Raw genomic sequence first — 18,864 nt, 5'->3', positions numbered from 1 at the left:
GGCTGCAATCAATTCAACGTTGATGCAGCCCGTTTTCTATATGAACAATCAGAGTATGAACAATTATAAATGGTTCAATTCTCCTCCAGCCAGCCTTTTCCCTGACGCACGATTTCCGGTTCGTTTTCTGTGCATTTTACGACAGTTGACGGCTCTATGCCTCCGATACCTCCATCAATAACAAGATCCACGATATCTCCGAACTTTTCGTCTATAAGTTCCGGATCGGTCATATACTCCAAGTCCTCGTTTTCCTCATGAGGCAGGGTGGTGGTCATGATGGGAGCGTCCAGCAGCCGTGCTATCTCTCGGATGATATGATTGTCCGGCATACGGATACCTACTTCCTTTCGGTTACGGAAAATCTTAGGCAACCGGTTTGTTCCGTTCAGAATAAAGGTGAATGGTCCCGGAAGGTTATGCTTCATAAGCTTAAATACATTATTGTCGACTTTGGCATATTCGCTGATACTGCTCAGGTCATAGCAGATAATTGACAAATTATTCTTGCGCGGATCTATCTCCTTAATGCGACATATCCGTTCTATCGCACGTTCTTTCAAACCATGACAACCGATAGCATACATCGTGTCGGTGGGATAGATAATAAGTCCGCCATCATTCAGGATATCAATGATTCGTTGTAAATCCTGCGGGTTATTATTTTTATCATATAGCTTCAGAAGCATAACCTTTTTCTCCTTTTTTATTTGAGTTTCTTCTTTAAGAAATCCAGTGCTTTCTCTGCCGCCTTTTCCGTCACTTTCTGCTTGACAGAATCTTTATTGGCGGTAGCGGCTGAATCCAGACCTAGTTTTTGTCCCAGTTTGCTGATAGCCTCGTCGGCTACGGCCTCAACAGCCTGACTTGCCATGCTCTTTGTATCAACGCTGACTTTAGGAGAGGCAAACGAGCCTCCGATCTTCAAGTCGAGAGTCATCAGCTTGGAAATGTTACCGGCAGAAGCGGGCAGCTTGATCTTTCCTGTATAATCGATGGTTTGGTCGAGTCCTGTACTACCTGAAAGATTCAAATTGTAGTCACCCATCTTGATATCAAACGGTTTTGTTTCCACACGTCCGTCTTTGATAGTGAACTCCAGTGTCATATCTTTCACTTTCATTTCCTTCAGACTCGGCTGTTTCACAGCGTCGGCAATCTGGTCAATCGCTTTTACTCCACTCAGACTGAGATCGCGGGTGGAGAGGCTGCCGTCCCCTTGCATTGTGTCCAATACAGGGCTCATAGTTGCGTCCAGATCAGTCAATACATTGATACTGCCGGAGAAATTACCTTTCAGGTTTTCAAAGATAGGAGCCATCTTCTGTATCATATCCAGTTCTTTGTAAGCCTGTGCGAAAACGATATTCGACAGTTTGAATCCGGCTTTCATCTCCGGTTTCTTCACGTTGGCGGTAGAATAATATCCATTCATTACTACATTTCCTCCCATTGTATTCATGGAAAGGTTTTTCATGTCTACCTTACCGTCTTTCACAATGAGTTTGCCATTCATGTTGTTGAAGACCATCTTATCGAACAATACTTCTTTCAGATTAGCGTCCATTTGGAAGTCAATGTTACGGGGGACTTCAAAGATTCCGGTTGAAGTAGCAACCGAGTCTGTAGTGGCGGTATTCGGTGTTGCGTCTGTTCCTTCGGCAGAATCACCCATGAAATCATTCAAATTAAAATGATTGGAGCGAATGTTCAGATTTCCTTTCAAGGTAGTTCCTTTCAGTACATATCCGATATAGTTCTCGAAGCGGCTATCGGCTGTGATATCATTCTTTCCGATATTGACGGTCGTTTCGCTCAACTGAAGATACTTCGGAGTAAAAGTGAAAAGGGATTTCTGGATTTCTACATCCGGCATATCTTTCATCTGAAGTTTCATGCCTGTCAATCCGATCGTACCGGCAGCCTGTATATGTTCATATTGTTCCTTTTCTATATAAGAAAGACGGCCGGACATCTGCATATCGGCATTGATCGTTCCATTCAGCTCCATATCACCGAGTGGATACACTTGTTTGATCATACCTAAATTAAGGATGCCCTTTGCTTCCGCTTTAAAGTCCGGGTCGCTGATTGGAGTTTTCACGTTGGCAGTCAGACTGAACGGATTTCCTGCCAAACGGAAGCTGAACGGATTGATGGTAACGGTAGTCAAGTCAATATTTCCTCCCGGATTCTGAACATTGGCGCTGATGTTGATTTGATCTACACCAGCCGGTAGAGCCGGATAGCGGAACATGGCATTCTTGACCTGCATATCGATATTGAATGCGGGTACGGTATCTCCCTGCAGAACGCCTTTGGCAGCAGCAGTCAGAGTAGCAGTCCCGTCAGTTTTCAGACTTGAGAACTCAGTAGCATAGATGGCCGGAATCAACGAAAGAATTTCTTTAAACCCGATATCATTCGTATTAAGTTTCAAATCCATGTCGATAGCGGGATCTTGTAGGGCAACCCAGCCGTCAATACCTGCCTGAATGGCATTAAGGCGGATAGTATTATCCTTCAATGTATATTTATTATTGGCTAAGTCAGCGTCTATATCCATTTTAGCGGAAATATTGGCATCTGCCAAGAAAGGAATGCCGTTCATCTTGTAAGTCAAAGATTGGGTTTCCGCTTCCAGTTGCAATGTGGTACGGTCACTTCCCAAATCGCCGGAACAAACGGCATTGAAGTCGCGGATGTCAGCATACATTTTTCCTTGCTGATCGTCATAAACCAAGTTCATGTTTTTGATGACAAACTGTTGTAGCTTCACCTTGAAAGGAGAAGATTCCTCTTCTGCCGTAGGTGTTTCCTCTGTTGCTGTGGTGTCCGGCTTCATGATATCCCAGTTCACTTGCCCGTCCGGCAATACAATAGCGTGCAGCCGGGTATCTTCAATGAAGATTTTAGAAATATCATAGCCACTATCTCCGAAAAGTGAAAATAGATTGATAGCTGCGGTAACCTCTCCGGCTTGTACGAGAGTATCGTTAGCGAATTCTCCTGTACCTTTCAGCCAGAAATCTTCGAGTGTGACAGAAGCCTGTGGAAAGTTGCGGAACAGGCTAATGTTAAGTCTCTCAAAATCAAATTGTGCATTAAGCATTTTGTTGCCTTCTGTCTTTACGATATCGGCTATCTTACCTTGGAAGGCGAAAGGGAGAAGGAGCATGAGGATGATAATAACTCCTACAGTGATAGCTGCGATTTTCAAACCTTTTTTCATTTACTTTTATTTTAAGAGTTTGACGAATATACAAGAGACAAAACTAATAAAACTTTTTGATAATAAAGGATAAAAGGGGAGTTTTATGATTTCTTTTTCCTTAGTTCTTCCGCAATTCTCCATTGCAGTGCAGCTTCTCCTTCTTTTCCTGCTTTTATCAGTGCATCTCCGAAAAGTTCGTGTGCGCCTGCGTGTTCCGGTTTCAGACTGGTGGCTTTATCCAAATCGGCAATAGCCCCTTCCATATTTTCAAGTTTTAGACGGAGTTTTCCCCGGTTATATACAGCTTTGAAGTTGGCGGGATGGAGGCTTACGGCAGTATTGAAGCAGTTTTCCGCGTCAAAATATTCTTTATTATTAAAGAGGGTAATCCCTTTTCGTATCCAGGCGTCCACATAATTGGGATCGAGGCTGAGCGCTTTGTCATAATTGGCAATGGCGGCTCGTGCATCGTGGGCTTGGGTAATACATTCGTTACCCATCAATAAATATTCATGAGCATATTGCCGCAGACGTTCCTGCTGTTCCTGTAATTGTTCCTTGAGTCTCCTATTCTGTTCCTTCAGCGTATTGATGATACCCAGTTTGCGACGGATCAGCCGACGGGGAGCAGGTTTTTCTATATCATAACGGGAATGAATAGCACGGAAGAATTGTTCCAGGCATTCCTCCATGTCTCCTTTGTCGAAAGCACGTGCGGCGGCAACATATTGTACGTCGGCCTGTGCTTGTTTCAAAGCCTTGTCAATAGCCTGACGATTATTAAACCGTCCGGCAAAGTTCACAATCTCGGGCCGGACGAAAACATCTGCCCGGCTGATGGGCTTTTTAAGTTGAATCCCCTCCAGAGAAGTGCACCGGCTGAGTGCCACGTATGCTTGCCCTCCGGCAAATACACCACCTGTGAAATCGATGACTACCCGGCTGAAAGTGAGCCCCTGACTCTTATGAACAGTTATCGCCCAAGCCAGCCGAATAGGATATTGAGTAAAGCTGCCCAATACCTCTTCTTCTATTTCTTTGGTCTTTTCATTGTAACGGTAGCGGATGTTCCGCCATGATTCCCGTTTTACATCACATTCTTTTCCGTCATCGGTGATAACGTATATCGTTTCTTCTTCCTCATCAATTCCGGATATGACACCGATCGTTCCATTCACCCATCGGCGGTCGAAATCGTTTTTGATAAAGATAATCTGGGCACCGGGTTTGAGTACAAGTTCTTGCGAGGTAGGCAGGCTGCTTTCGGGAAAGTCTCCTTCGATAACTCCCTCGAAAGTGATTGGATCTCCCGGCAGTTCCGCCAACTTTTTCTCATTGATAGAGTCTACTGTATCCCGTCTTGTAGCAAGAGTGATGTACATATCGGCTTCCGATTCCTCAATCTGGCTCCCGTATCGGGTATTCAGCAGTTGCAGATCGGCTGCTCCGGCCGTATTCGTACGGATATGGTCGAGAACGCTGACAAAAACAGGATCGGTCTGTCTGTATACTTTCTGAAGCTCGATGGATACCAAGTCTATCTGACCGAATACTCGTGCGGAGAAGAAATAGGGAGTAGGATAGAAGCGGTTCAATATATCCCGTTCATCGTTCTTTACGACCGGTTCTAATTGAAAAACATCACCCACCAATAACAGCTGCTTTCCACCGAAAGGTTCGCGTAAGTTATGGGAATATACACGCAGAATACGGTCGATAGCATCAATAATATCCGCCCGTACCATTGAAATTTCGTCGATAATCACCAGTTCTATCTGTTCCAGTAACTTTCGATGCGGTTTCGTATATTTAAAGAATTCGTGGATGCGTCCCCGTTGGAGACTGAGATTCGGGTCGTCCGGTGGCAGTGGATGAAAAGGCAGTTTGAAGAAACTATGCATCGTACTTCCTCCGGCATTGATGGCGGCAATACCTGTCGGAGCAAGTACAACATATTTTTTCTTGGTGTTTTCGCAGACGTAACGCAAGAATGTAGATTTTCCTGTACCCGCCTTTCCGGTTAGAAAAACAGATTGGCGTGTATATTGAATCAGGTTCAAGGCATCTTGAAACTCTGCGTTGTTAGTGTCTACGCTCATGTTGATAAATAGAGTAAATCCCCCTTGTTAAATAATTCCGAAATGTTTCATCGCTTTGCTGATACCATCCTCGTCGATCGGAGCCGTTACGTAATCGGCGGCAGCTTTTACGTCCTTTTCAGCTTGCCCCATAGCCACGCCGATAGCAGCATGACGGAGCATGCTGATGTCGTTTCCCCCATCTCCGAATGCCATCGTGTCTTCCAGTCTGATATCAAAATAACGGATTATTTCGTCTATGCCTTTTTGTTTGGTATCTCCTTTGGCGGTTATATCGGCAAAGGCGGGATACCAGCGGCCTATCTCGCAAGTTGGGATTGACGGGCGGATTTCTCTTTCTTCTTCCTCCGTAATGAAAGGAGTCATTTGTATAATCTCCTTGTCGGTCGCTTCTGCAAAAGAGACGGTCGGGATAACACCCACGTGTAGGAAATCATAAAAAATCTTCTTTACCATCTCGTTGGGCTGGCAAACGGAAATATGATGTTCCTCTACAAAAATGCAGGGTACTCCTTTCTTTTCGCAGAAATCTCCCATTGCTTTTACCTCTTTCTGGGGGATGGCGTTCTTATAAATAACTTGTTCTCCGACAAAACAATAGGCTCCGTTCATCGTGATGTATCCATCAATGAGATTCCGCTTCTGTAGCTCGGAGAGATTGTTGATAATGGCTTTCGGACGTCCGGTAGCGATAAATATTTTATGTCCTTTCGCATGGGCGGCTTCCAGAGCCTCGATAGTGGAAGACGGGATACGGTGAGTATGGAAGCTGACCAGTGTGCCATCTATATCAAAAAATAAAGCTTTCGTCATAGATTCCTTTTTGAATTGAAGACAAAAGTACTATTTTTGTCTCATATAACATAAAAACATCATGCAGTATGAACTATAATTTTGATGAAATAATAAACCGTAACGGTACGGATTCCGTAAAATGGGATGGAGTGGAAGGCCGTTGGGGACGCAATGACCTGATTCCTATGTGGGTAGCCGATATGGATTTCCGTACGGCTCCATTTGTGATAGAGGCTTTGAAAAAGCGGTTGGAGCATGAAGTGCTGGGATATACATTCGCCTGTAAGGAATGGGCGGCTTCCATTATCCATTGGTTGAAAGAACGTCACGGATGGTCGGTCACCGAAGAAATGCTGACGTTTACTCCCGGCATTGTTCGCGGGTTGGCTTTTGCTATCCACTGTTTCACGGAAAAAGGAGATAAAGTGATGGTAATGCCGCCTGTCTATCATCCTTTTTTCCTTGTGGCGCAGAAAAATGAACGCGAAGTTGTATTCAGCCCGTTAGTGTTGAGGAACGGACAGTATTACATTGATTTCGACCGTTTCCGCCGGGATGTACAAGGTTGTAAAATACTGATTTTAAGTAATCCTCATAATCCGGGCGGACGAGTATGGACGAAAGAAGAGCTTTCGCAGATTGCTGATATTTGTCAGGAAACCGGTACTTTGGTTATCTCCGACGAGATTCATGCAGACCTGACTTTGCCACCTTATAAACATCCCACTTTTGCTTTGACTTCAGAAAAAGCACGGATGAACTCACTTGTCTTTATGTCTCCGAGCAAGGCTTTCAATATGCCGGGACTGGCAAGCTCTTATGTAATCATCGAAAATGAGGAACTTCTTCAACGTTTCCGTACCTACATGGAAGCGAGTGAGTTTTGTGAAGGCCATCTGTTTGCCTATCTGAGTGTGGCGGCGGCTTATAGCCATGGTACGGAATGGCTGGATCAGGTGATAGCATATATCAAAGGCAATGTAGACTTTACCGAAAACTATTTGCGGGAACATATTCCTGCCGTCAAGATGATTCGTCCGCAGGCTTCCTATCTTATCTTTTTGGATTGCCGGGAACTGGGATTGAATCAAGAGAGTTTGAATCGCCTGTTTGTAGAAAGAGCGCATCTGGCATTGAATGACGGAACAACATTCGGCAAGGAGGGCGAAGGCTTCATGCGGTTAAATGTTGCCTGCCCGCGTGCTACATTGGAACAGGCATTAAAGCAATTGGAACGAGCAGTCAATAATGAATAAGAACTTTATCGGATATCTGACTGCCCTTGTCCATTACAGGTGTTCGGCGGTTCTGTCGTCAGAATTTGTCGGATTGGCGTAACTGAACTGGATATTACTTTGTTCATTTTCTTTCAGTTCCATATCGTTTCTGTTTTTGGCATACAATGTAATGTCGGATAAATTAAAGTTTCTCGTATAACATATTTTTCCGGGACTGTTTGTCGTTGCCTTGATGGCATGGAGATAGAAATTCTCCAGGCGTAAGGAATCGTTCCATCCGGAAGCAGAGATAAATTCATTTACGTTTTCTGCTTTTACATCAGACAGATATACGTTCCGGAAATGTGGATATCCTTTTTCCGGCGGATTAACGGGAGTCAGCATTACTTTCCAATGCTCGGGAATTTCTTTGCCTTCATATTCTTTGGGCAGGATGCTGTAGCTGTAATTGGGATTCCAGTTTAGATCCGCCGCCAGAACCTGTTGCACATTCTTAGCATTGATTCGGGTCATGTAGATGTTTTCGACTGTTCCTCCGCGATTCATGGCACTTTTCAGTCTCAGTACCGTAGAAGTTCCTTCTGCATCCAGATTGTATCCTAATATATTACGGATACTTCCTGAAGTCTCACTTCCGCAAGTGATGAGGCCGGCGCCTTTGCGGGCTATACAGTTACGTATCACAATTTTTTCGGTAGGACGGTTCACCCGCAGGCCATCTGCGTCTCGTCCGGATTTGATGCAGATATTATCGTCATTGCAATCTATGTCGCAATTTTCAACTAATACATGGGTGGATGAGTCGATGTCGATGCCATCCGTACTGGGACCGTGTCCTCCGATATTATTATTGATTGTTAATCCGTTGATGGTGCAATGGTCGGAATAAAGAATCTGACATCCCCAGAAACCGGTACGCATTAAAGTGAATCCGCTTAATGTGATATCCGAGCTGCGTTCAACGAGGATTCCCCGTACACGTTTGCAGTCATAGTCGACAATCCAACGCAGTCCTTTCGCCTCATATTCTTTCCTCATTTCCCAATATTTATCCCAAAATACCTTTCCCCGACAGTCCAGTGTCCCTTCTCCGCTGATAGATGCGTTTTTCTCATCTATGATATTGATAACTGCCGATGGCCATGTCATTTCGATTCCTGCAACTCTTGAACGGAATTCCGGATAATGGTGAATTTGAGGACTGGCCAGTAAAGTCACACCCTTGTCCAAATGGAGGTTTACTCCGCTTTTGATAAAGAGTGCCCCTGTCTGATAATATCCCGGTTGGAGAGTGACGGTTCCCCCGCCGGAGACGGCACAACTGTCGATTGCTTTTTGTATAGCTGTTGTACTGAGTACAGTACTGTCTGCTACCGCACCTAAAGAATTGGCAGATAGGGTTATATGATTGATAGGCTCTTGCCGACTACCGACACTGTCAGCCCATGATAAATCAGGCTGTTGCGGAAGTTCTCCCCATTGGAAGTCTTTTCCGGTTTGTTTGGCAGGAGTGCATGCGATAAACAGAGGTACTGCTACACATAGGGCAAGTATGTTTTTATTTTTCATATACTATATCAGTTTATATACATATCAGTTACCATCCGGCTTCTCTATCTCTGTAAAAGGTGAATTGTTCCAGTGGAAAGTATCCGGATTGTCCGGGTATGCCGGATTGTATGCCGGATCTATTTTTAGGTGCTTCGCTAGGTTAGGTACGGCTTTCTTCATTCCTTCAATCACACATTGGGCTATCTGATAGGCACCGTAAGGATTAAAATGGGTATTATCGGCAAAATCTTGTTTTTGTCCCGGATAAGCCCCTGCCGGATAGTGTACGAAAGCACGCTTTGACGTTTCTGTTCCCAAAGCTTCATAAAGCGTACGGGTCATTTCGTTGAGGTCGATCAACGGAACATTTTCTTTAGCAGCCAGCCAGCGCATGGCTTCTGGATAATCTTCGTGTGTGTCACGGATATGTCCGGTGGCGTCAAAACTCCGGCGTTGGGTGGGAGTGACCAGTACGGGATATGCTCCCCGCGCACGGGCTTCATCAATAAATGTTTTCAGGCTGGTCATAAAAGAGTAATAAGCTCCTTTGCCTGGTCCTTTTTGCTTTTGGTCGTTATGCCCGAATTCCATGAAAAGATAATCTCCTTTCTTTATCTGGCTCAATGCTTTTTTCAAACGTCCTGCGGCAATAAACGTATTGGCTGATTCCCCCGATTCCGCATAATTGGCGATACAAACGTCCGTACCGAAAAAATGAGGTATCATTTGTCCCCAGCTGGCCCATGGCTCGTTGTCCTGGTCGACTACGGTACTGTTACCGCATAGAAAAACGGTAATCACCGACGGATCGGCAGGCTTGATACTGATACTCTGGCATACGGGTGCATCACCGTTAAATTCCAGCGTCAGTTTATCGTCCCAGTTCAGTTTGGCCTTTTCGCGGGGTTTGATTCGTACGGATTCTTTCTCGGAAATGCGGGGATTGCGTTTGTTGATGATAAATGTTTCATCTACGAATTGTCCCTTTTGGGTCGCAAGGTTATTAATGAACAGTCGGCGTGACTCGCCTCTTACTGTTGTCACTCCTGCCTGTTTCTTGTTTCCCAGACGAACGGTTACTTGGTAGTTACCGTCCGGTACACGGACAGAAAAGAAGAAGGGTGCCTTACTGCCTTTTTCCGGTGTATCGGTAAGATCATATCCGTATCCAGTTTCTTCGCTGTAACGCGGTGCATCCGACAGTTGAAAAGTTCGGATTTTCTCCTGTGCGTTTATATAAGGGGCTACCAGAAACAGAAGCCCTATGAAAGTAGTTTTCATATCAGTCTGCTTAATTAATTTTCGGTTTTAGCTCGTCCGGTGAATCTTTCGTATAAGATTTCACATCTCCGGCTATTTTAGTAAATAATGTCTGAATCTGTTCGGGACTTATGACTGTATTCGGGCGGAAAGCATCCGAGTTCATATAATCAAGAATCGCTTTATGCATCTGACGGGCAACAATCCTTTTCTCCGGTTGGGAAGTGATGTCCATGCTGGTCATTATCAGTTTGCCGTTCAATACATTAGCCTCGAACAGCATTCCTATTTTACGGCTGATAAACCAAGTGTCTATGCTTTGAATAGTCGGTTGGAACTCAGCGGGGAAATGCGTAAACTGCATAACTTGCGCTTTGTTCAATAGTTCCCACCATTGCAGGTTACTGTGATATTCAGTCGGAAAATCACGGAAAAGCGGGTGATAATCATTCAGAAAAATACCTGTCGTATGTGGCGGGCGCATCTTGAACCAAGATGTATTCCAAAAAACGGGTGTGAAATATTGCTTGACCTCCCTGCCGTATTTTATTTTCCCGGCTGCTGTTATCAATACGTTTCCACCTTCCTGCAAGATGGATATCGCTTTCTCGTCCAATGTGTCCGTTGTGTATACGTTTCCTTGTGTAAGTTTCATTTTGTCAGGATATACCCAAAAGTCCCAATCGTTGACAATATCACTGTTTTCCAAACGTACTTCCAGATTCAGTTTTTGGGGAGTACGGATATCGTTCAGTTTCATGTCTATGCTGCCCAACGAGAATAGATTGCCGATAGGAATATCCCGTGTACTAACCACTCCGCGAGCATATATCTTGCCGTATTTATCTTTTACGCAATAGACTGTATTTGCTTTTTGTAAAGCTTCTTTTCCGAAGTGGGATATTTCGATATCTGCATGGAACGTTTCGTTATTGGTGTATGTGAACTTGGGGATACGTGCCAATAGAACGGTCGGACTGCAAAAACGGCGGAACTCTGCGGCATTAATATATCCTTTCTCTTCAAAGAATACATCCAGCAATCCTACCAGTGCCGTTCCCTGACCCGAATAATCATTGAGAGCTAATAATTGGAATCCCGCATAGTCGGGAGTACGCAATGTCTTTTCTATCTCATGCTTGTAACAGATCGCTTGCAGCTTGCCGGAAGCCATCATAAAATCGTGTCCCATACCTCCCATGTAGTTATCATTCAATATATCCCGAAAGATTTCAAAGTTCTTGGCTTTGTTTACTCCGGTATATTTACGTATCTCGTTGAAGTTCGGGAATGCACACCATTGTCCGGTTTCATGGGAAACATACGGCTGTTTTACCGTATCAATTCGGTTACGGTAGTCCGATGTGCTTTCCGGCTGCGCACCGGTCCAGCTGAGTCCGCGCGCACCGGCTTTTACATGATATTGGTTATGGGGCTGCCATTGCCAGCTGTTGCCTACGGAAGCTCCTGTATATACGTGGCGTGGGTCGGTTGCTTTCCAATAATCAACGAATTTGCTTACCCATGGCACCCAGCGTCCGGAAGGCTCATTTCCACACGCCAACATGCAATAAGAGGCATAGTTTCCATACTGCTTGGTCAAGGCAATCGTTTCGTCCATCAGATACTTGTCGATAGGCTGGCCGTTGCCCAGTCTCGGACCGTGATTAGGCCAGCTTGGACCTTCCGGCTGCAAATAAAAACCGACAAGGTCCGCAGCAATAAATGCGGCTTCCGGCGGACAGAAAGAGTGGAAACGCATATGATTCAGCCCGTAGTTGCGGCAAATGCGGAATACCCGTTCCCATGAAGCTACATCCATAGGAGCGTAGCCGGTAAGCGGAAAATCGCAATTCTCTACTGTGCCGCGAAGCATTGTTTTCCGACCGTTCACATAGAACCATTTACCTTTGATGGTAAATTCGCGCATACCGAATTGTACTTCTTTGACTTCTCTCTCTTTGCCACAGGTCAGTGTCGCTGTCAGTTTATAGAGTGCCGGGTCAAATTCGTCCCAAGTCAGAAAACCTTCTCCCATCGGTAGTTCCATTTCGATTTTGTTATCTCCGGAACGTACTGAGATATTCTGTTGTACAGTAGGGACGGAATGTTTTTTATCCGAGTTGAAACTTTCAGCGGATAATTGTAACGTTGCTTTGGCAGAGGCTGGTGCGTACAGACTGATTCGCACTGTGGCTTTCCGTTCTTTCAAGTCCGGATATATCTGTATGTCGCTAAAATGAACTTTAGGAGTGGTCTGTAACTCTATGCGTCCTACGATACCATTCCAATTGCCCTGAGTCTGGTCGGTAATACTATGAGAATCCGGTCCTACGTTGATATCCTTGATACGGTTATCAATGCGGATGGTAATCCGACAAGATTTTCCCGGAGCAACGGCGGCAGTTAGGTCATAAACGTGCGGCACACAGAGGCTATTCTGCATTCCTATCTCCCGGTTATTTACCCAAACGGTGGTTTCTATATGAGGACGTTCTAAAAATAAAATGATCCTGTCACCTTTCCAATCGGATGGTATGGTTACGTTTTTCTGATACCAGGCCACACCTACATAATGTTTCTCCGGAGTCAGGAAGAATGGTAGTTTTACTTGCCCTTCCATTCTGTATTTCTCCATATAAGGATTAAAATAGTAGGAGCTGTCGTATAAACTTCCTGTCCATTGCGTGTGTACGGTCACTTCGTCGCCTTTTAACTTCTCGGGCATGGAACCGGGCAGATTGATGTGGTCTTCCAATATTTTTCGAAACCATTGCTCTTTTACGCCTGTATCTTCCCGGTCTATTTGGAAATTCCACTTACCGGATAGATCAAGAGCATTGCTTTGACCTGTAACGGTCGATATCGAAAGAAATGCAAGAATAATACTGCCTAGAAAATGTTTTATCATGATACGTAAGATTGATATATTTTCGTTATCTTTTAAATTCTGGTGCTAAAGTAGGGCTTTTTCGAACTTCTTGAAATATAAAGATGTACAGAAACATAAACAATCGTATCAAAAATGGGATGTATAGATGTATGTGTACAAAATTGTATGAATATACCAATTAATCTATCCCTTTGCTTTTCGGTATCTTTGGAAGATACGGTATCTTTGCGAGCTGAATCTATTAATCTTAGAATGAACCATGAAAAATGTAATTGTCTGGATGATTTTGACCGTCTGGTCTATAATGAACGTTACCGCCGGAGATACCGTTTATCTCTTTTCCTATTTTATAAATAACAGTAAAGATGGCTTGCATCTGGCTTATAGTTATGATGGACTGACCTGGACGGCTTTGAATGGTGGTCGTTCCTTTTTAACTCCTACTGTGGGCAAAGATAAATTGATGCGCGATCCTAGTATTTGTCAAGCTCCCGACGGAACTTTTCACATGGTCTGGACTTCTAGTTGGACGGACCGGATTATTGGTTATGCTTCTTCCCGTGACTTGATTCATTGGAGTGAGCAAAAGGCTATTCCTGTGATGATGAATGAACCTGCCGCACATAACTGCTGGGCTCCCGAACTGTTTTATGATGAATCGTCACAAACCTATTATATCTTCTGGGCAACTACGATCCCCGGCCGTCATAAGGAAGTGCCTACCAGTAAAAGTGAAAAGGGACTGAACCACCGTATCTATTATGTAACGACTAAGGATTTCAAATCTTTCTCGAAGACTGCCATGTTTTTTAATCCGGATTTCAGCGTTATCGATGCTGCTATTGTGAAAGATCCAAAGAGGAACGATCTGATTATGGTAGTTAAGAATGAGAACTCTAATCCGCCGGAGAAAAACCTGCGTGTGACACGTACGGAGAATATAAGGAGGGGATTCCCAACCAAAGTATCGGCTCCCATCACAGGCAACTATTGGGCGGAGGGGCCTGCTCCTCTTTTTATAGGTGATACTCTTTATGTGTATTTTGATAAGTATCGTGACCATCGTTATGGGGCTGTCCGTTCCCTCGATCATGGAGAAACGTGGGAAGACGTTTCCGATCAAGTCTCTTTTCCGAAAGGAATCCGTCATGGAACGGCCTTTGCGGTGGATGCTTCAGTTGTAGAAACTCTTATTTCAGCAAGTGAACAATATACAACGATTAAGGTAGAAGCTCCTTTTCCGATGCAGCCTATTAAAGAATTTATCTATCCGGATAAAGATTTTGTGATAACCGATTATGGTGCGAAGTCTGGAGGAGAAACGGATAATACAAAAGCTATTGCTGCTGCTATTGAAGCTTGTTATAAAGCTGGTGGCGGTCGGGTAGTAGTGCCTGACGGAATATGGCTTACCGGACCAGTTCATTTTAAGAGTAATGTGAATCTTTATTTGGAGGAAAATGCCGTTTTAAGTTTCTCGGATAACCCTAAAGATTATCTTCCGGCCGTAATGACTTCATGGGAGGGTTTGGAATGCTATAATTATTCACCATTGCTTTATGCTTTTGAGTGTGAGAATGTAGCGATCAGTGGTAAAGGGACACTCCAGCCTAAAATGGGGACATGGAAGGTCTGGTTCAAACGTCCGCAACCTCATTTGGAAGCATTGAAAGAACTATATACGAAAGCCTCTACGGGTGTTCCTGTTGAAGAACGGCAGATGGCGGTAGGAGAGAATAATTTGCGTCCGCACTTGATTCATTTTAATCGTTGTAAGAATATACAATTAGAGGGTTTCAGGATTCGGGAGAGTCCTTTTTGGACTATTCATATTTATATGTGCGACGGTGGTGTGGTCCGTAATTTAGATGTCAGAGCTCATGGACACAATAATGATGGCATCGACTTTGAAATGAGCAAGAATTTCTTGGTGGAAAATTGCTCTTTCGACCAAGGAGATGATGCTGTGGTTATCAAAGCCGGACGTAATCAGGATGCCTGGAGATTGAATACTCCTTGTGAGAATATTGTGATTCGTAATTGTCAGATACTAAAAGGACATACTTTGCTTGGAATAGGAAGTGAGGTATCCGGTGGTATCCGTAATGTCTATATGCATGACTGTACTGCTCCCAATTCGGTTATGCGTCTTTTCTTTGTAAAGACCAACCATCGTAGGGGTGGATTTGTTGAAAATATTTATATGAAAGATGTGAATGCCGGAAATGTGCAACGCGTCTTGGAAATAGATACGGAAGTACTTTATCAATGGAAAGACCTGGTCCCGACTTATGAGAAACGTCTTACTCGTATTGATGGTGTTTATATGGAAAATGTGGCTTGTGAATCAGCGGATGCTATTTATGAACTGAAAGGTAATGCTCAGCTTCCGGTTGAGAATGTAGCAATAAAGGATGTGAAAGTTGGATTGCTAAGGAAGTTTGTTAAAAAAGCGAATAATGTCAATCATCTTTTAGAGAAGGATGTGACGTACAAGATGGAATACTTCCATATAGCTTTTTAGTGTTATTTAGGTGATATATTAATAATGTTTTTATCATCTCATCATTGTTTTTAAGGATTTTCAATGCGAAGATTAGAGATTTTCGGTGCATAAAACTGGTATAGTTTATGCATTCGGGTAGTTGTCACCTTATAATGGGACAATGGTCATCTTATAACGGGACAAATGTCACTTTATAGAATGACAAATGTCACTTTATAAGGTGACTATTTATTTTTGAAAGGATGGAAACTTCTAAGATACAAAATTAATCAGTGAAAAGCAATAGTAGGATATGAAATTTGGACTGTATTATAGATAGATTCAACTTGTTTTTTCTGATTTAGGTTTTATAAATTTATTAAAATATATAATAGAACAGACACAGGATGTTCTTTTTACCTGTTTATTCCATATATGTCCTATTCATCCCATATTCATTTGTACAAAAGGCGGTATTTTTTATGCTTATGTACAATATTGTATTGTTAATAACTGTATTGTTCTCTAAGTTTGCATCAGTTTTTGATTGCATTTATTAATAAGGGGTGTTCAATCAAAACTTAATCTAACTTTTGTTTAACTTAAAAAAATATGGCATGAAAAAAAACTATCTGTTGGTTACCTTCGCAACCTTTTTATTGGTGGGGTGTAACAACGAAATTAAAGATTCCGACATAAACTTCTCGAAGGAGTCGGGTGCTAAAGTATCTTTTAGTGCAGTAATAAATAATCAAGAAGCAAGCGATTTGGTGACCAGAGCTACCGAGACTAGTTGGGCTATGGGTGATAAAGTGGGTATCACTTGTGGTTCAAACCAAGCGAATGTAGAATATGAATATACTGGTGGTGAAAATAGCTTGTTTACTGCAACAGGAGGAAATGCAGAGGAAATCTGGGTATTAGGTACGCAAGAATATGATGTGACTGCTTATTATCCATTTACCGGAACATCGGGTGAAGAGCCTGTAGCGGTGGAAGTGTCTACAGGGAGTGAAGAACAGGCTACTGCGGCTACACGCGAGAAAATAGATTTCCTTTTTGCGAAAGGAAAAGCAACGGCTTCTCAGCCGAATGTGAAGCTGGCCTTCAATCATGTGATGAGCCGTATTAAACTAACATTTGTGGCTGGAGATAATGTAACTTTATCGGATATTACCTGCTATCTGATTAACTTGAAGACGAAAGGTACGTTCAATCCGACTACAGGGGCGACTACAGTGGGTGAAAGTACAGGCGAAAATACGGATATTCTTTGGGAAAACATAGGGGAAGATGATGCATATACGGTGCAGGCTATTTTGTTGCCGCAGACGTTGGATAAAACGGTATATATTCAAGCCGGCATGAAAGGGCTTTATTATGAAGTGCAATTCCCGAACTTGACAGAATTGAAACCGGGTGTATCCTATAATTATACAATTCAGGCAAACGAATATAAGAATAACCCGTTTGAACTGGTTATTACAGAAGAAACGCAGATCAATGGATGGCAGAACGAAGATGGGGGAACTATAGAGTCGGATCCGAGTGAAGCGGGTACAGGTGCGGAAACGACTAATCCTAATTGGAATATTACAGAAGAAACAGTTACTCCTACAGAGAAGTGACTCTTACCTTATTATAATAAAAGAATTAACGAAATAAAAATCTGATTTATGAAAGTATTTAATTATATATCAGCATTCCTTTTAGCAGGTGCGGCTATTATTGTGTCTTGTTCGCAGAATGAGGAGATGGAGGGCATGGAGTTTTCACAGAATTTTCAAATCAATGTATTCGATGGTGGTTATCAGAATATAGATGCCATCGGAACACGTGCTGCAGAAAAAGATTATTCAACCAAATTTACGGCTGGAGATGCAATCGGTGTATTTGCGGTGAAAAATGGAAATGTCGTTGAAGATATTAGTAATCGTAAATTTGTGATGAATGATGGAATTTGGGAGTTGAATGACGGTGGTGATGCCATTTCTTATAAGGCGAACGATTTCCAGAAAATGACTTTTTATGCTTATTATCCGTATAATGAAAGCGTAACTTTTGAACCGTCGAAAGACGATCCGTTTGAAACTTATGTTCAAAATTGGCAAATCGGGAATGATCAGGACGCTAATTATACCAACTATGATTTAATGACTAGTACGGGAGATGTACAAGGAGATCGTCTGAAAGGTAAAATCGCATTTTCTATGCAACACCGGATGGCACTTGCCGTGATACAGATGCCTGAAATCGTGTATAGCTTTACCAATGAACCGGCTATTGATGATTATAAATTACCGGTAGCAGTAGGTGATTTTAATGTCGATGGAGCGTCTGCGAAACCTTTTTACCAGGAGAGTACGGATGCATACCGCTTTTTGGTGAAACCAAGTAAGACATTTACTATAACAGGCTCTTATACGGGAGTGAAAGAGATGAATTATGAAATTAAAAAAACGCTGGAGGGTGGAACTGCAAAGAAATATGTAATTGAAGACCCGAATAAGATCTCACATCTATTGGCTGTAGGGGATTATTATTGTGCAGATGGAAAAATTGTGAGTGCAAGTGAAAGTGCTCCGGCAAATGCGATTGGTGTAGTATTTTATGCTGGCAATCCGCAGCCATCGGTAACTCACCCGGAAAAATATACAATAGATAAAGACCCTCTGCGTCGTGACTGTCCGGAATGTAAACATGGATTGGTGCTTGCTTTAAATAACGGAAAGATAAAAGGTACAGATGAGAATGAGACTTTGGTTGAAACGGCAAGATTTAGTACAGCAAACAAACTCTATTATGGAACTTGGTTTAGGGCAGATGAAGATTATAAAGATGCATACGTAGATATGGAACGTCAAAAAGTGGCTCCGACAGCAGGATCGCAAGGTTATAATAATACAGTCTTGATGGAAGTAGGTGCTAATAGAACCGATGATTCTAAAAAAGCTTCCGGTAATGCATTGGAGGCATTAGATTATTATCGCTCGGCGGTTAGTGTTCCTACTGTTTCAACGAAATGGTTCTTTCCGTCGGATTATGATCTCATTACTTTGCATGATGTAGTGACAAAAGTGAATACTAGCATTGGAAACACGAATGGGACGCAGTTGGTGATCAATGATGGCGATACAAAAAATGGAACTTTTTATTGGTCAAATACGGAACGTAACAATGAATGGATGTGGGGTAACACAATGGGTAGTGGTAACGATACTTATAGTCCAAGTGGAAGTGGATCGCTTACGGCAAAACGTTATGATGGAGGTTATGTTGGCTATTTCCGCATGATGCTTGCTTTCTGATTACATTATACCTATTTATTA

General features: G+C 43.0%; 11 protein-coding genes. 4 read left to right on the top strand and 7 right to left on the bottom strand.

Annotation, left to right across the window (positions count from 1 at the left end; translation table 11 throughout):
• Positions 1–74 precede the first annotated feature (74 nt).
• From H8S63_RS15280 to H8S63_RS15265, 4 genes are all read right to left on the bottom strand, one after another.
• The gene (locus H8S63_RS15280; RefSeq protein WP_007764827.1) at positions 75–689 is read right to left on the bottom strand and encodes an L-threonylcarbamoyladenylate synthase; all 615 of its coding nucleotides are present in this window, start codon (positions 687–689) and stop codon (positions 75–77) included.
• 17 nt (positions 690–706) lie between these two features.
• Positions 707–3,232, bottom strand: coding sequence for an AsmA-like C-terminal region-containing protein (locus tag H8S63_RS15275; protein ID WP_186927283.1), 2,526 nt, complete (start codon positions 3,230–3,232; stop codon positions 707–709).
• 83 nt (positions 3,233–3,315) lie between these two features.
• Positions 3,316–5,313 carry a tetratricopeptide repeat protein gene (locus H8S63_RS15270; protein WP_022276148.1) on the bottom strand — a complete coding sequence of 666 codons (1,998 nt, stop codon included), beginning with the start codon at positions 5,311–5,313 and terminating at the stop codon, positions 3,316–3,318.
• Between the two features lie 27 nt (positions 5,314–5,340).
• The gene (locus H8S63_RS15265) at positions 5,341–6,126 is read right to left on the bottom strand and encodes a Cof-type HAD-IIB family hydrolase (RefSeq protein WP_186927282.1); all 786 of its coding nucleotides are present in this window, start codon (positions 6,124–6,126) and stop codon (positions 5,341–5,343) included.
• 68 nt (positions 6,127–6,194) lie between these two features.
• On the opposite strand from H8S63_RS15265, the gene H8S63_RS15260 reads away from it, so the two are divergent.
• Positions 6,195–7,364 carry a MalY/PatB family protein gene (locus H8S63_RS15260; protein WP_186927281.1) on the top strand — a complete coding sequence of 390 codons (1,170 nt, stop codon included), beginning with the start codon at positions 6,195–6,197 and terminating at the stop codon, positions 7,362–7,364.
• A 33-nt stretch (positions 7,365–7,397) separates the two neighbouring features.
• Here the strand turns inward: H8S63_RS15260 and H8S63_RS15255 are convergent, their stop codons facing one another.
• Genes H8S63_RS15255 through H8S63_RS15245 form a run of 3 tightly spaced genes read right to left on the bottom strand, consistent with a single transcriptional unit; the run spans position 7,398 to position 13,068 of the window.
• A complete protein-coding gene (locus H8S63_RS15255; RefSeq protein WP_022276145.1) occupies positions 7,398–8,915 on the bottom strand; it encodes a glycoside hydrolase family 28 protein in 1,518 nt (505 codons plus the stop codon).
• Positions 8,916–8,939: 24 nt separating this feature from the next.
• Positions 8,940–10,178 carry a rhamnogalacturonan acetylesterase gene (locus H8S63_RS15250; RefSeq protein ID WP_186927280.1) on the bottom strand — a complete coding sequence of 413 codons (1,239 nt, stop codon included), beginning with the start codon at positions 10,176–10,178 and terminating at the stop codon, positions 8,940–8,942.
• 10 nt (positions 10,179–10,188) lie between these two features.
• Positions 10,189–13,068: a sugar-binding domain-containing protein gene (locus H8S63_RS15245; protein ID WP_186927279.1), complete on the bottom strand. Its 2,880-nt coding sequence runs from the start codon at positions 13,066–13,068 to the stop codon at positions 10,189–10,191.
• Positions 13,069–13,309: 241 nt separating this feature from the next.
• On the opposite strand from H8S63_RS15245, the gene H8S63_RS20400 reads away from it, so the two are divergent.
• The 3 genes from H8S63_RS20400 to H8S63_RS15230 all read left to right on the top strand — a co-directional run bounded on the left by H8S63_RS20400 (position 13,310) and on the right by H8S63_RS15230 (position 18,843).
• Positions 13,310–15,574: a glycosyl hydrolase family 28 protein gene (locus H8S63_RS20400; RefSeq protein ID WP_186927278.1), complete on the top strand. Its 2,265-nt coding sequence runs from the start codon at positions 13,310–13,312 to the stop codon at positions 15,572–15,574.
• A gap of 578 nt (positions 15,575–16,152) precedes the next feature.
• Positions 16,153–17,163, top strand: coding sequence for a fimbrillin family protein (locus tag H8S63_RS15235; protein WP_186927277.1), 1,011 nt, complete (start codon positions 16,153–16,155; stop codon positions 17,161–17,163).
• A gap of 48 nt (positions 17,164–17,211) precedes the next feature.
• The gene (locus H8S63_RS15230; RefSeq protein ID WP_186927276.1) at positions 17,212–18,843 is read left to right on the top strand and encodes a fimbrillin family protein; all 1,632 of its coding nucleotides are present in this window, start codon (positions 17,212–17,214) and stop codon (positions 18,841–18,843) included.
• The last annotated feature ends 21 nt before the right edge of the window (positions 18,844–18,864 follow it).

It is taken from the genome of Bacteroides sp. NSJ-39, from assembly GCF_014287315.1.
Classification (GTDB): Bacteria; Bacteroidota; Bacteroidia; order Bacteroidales; family Bacteroidaceae; genus Bacteroides; species Bacteroides finegoldii.
This window is presented reverse-complemented; position numbering and strand designations above follow the sequence as displayed.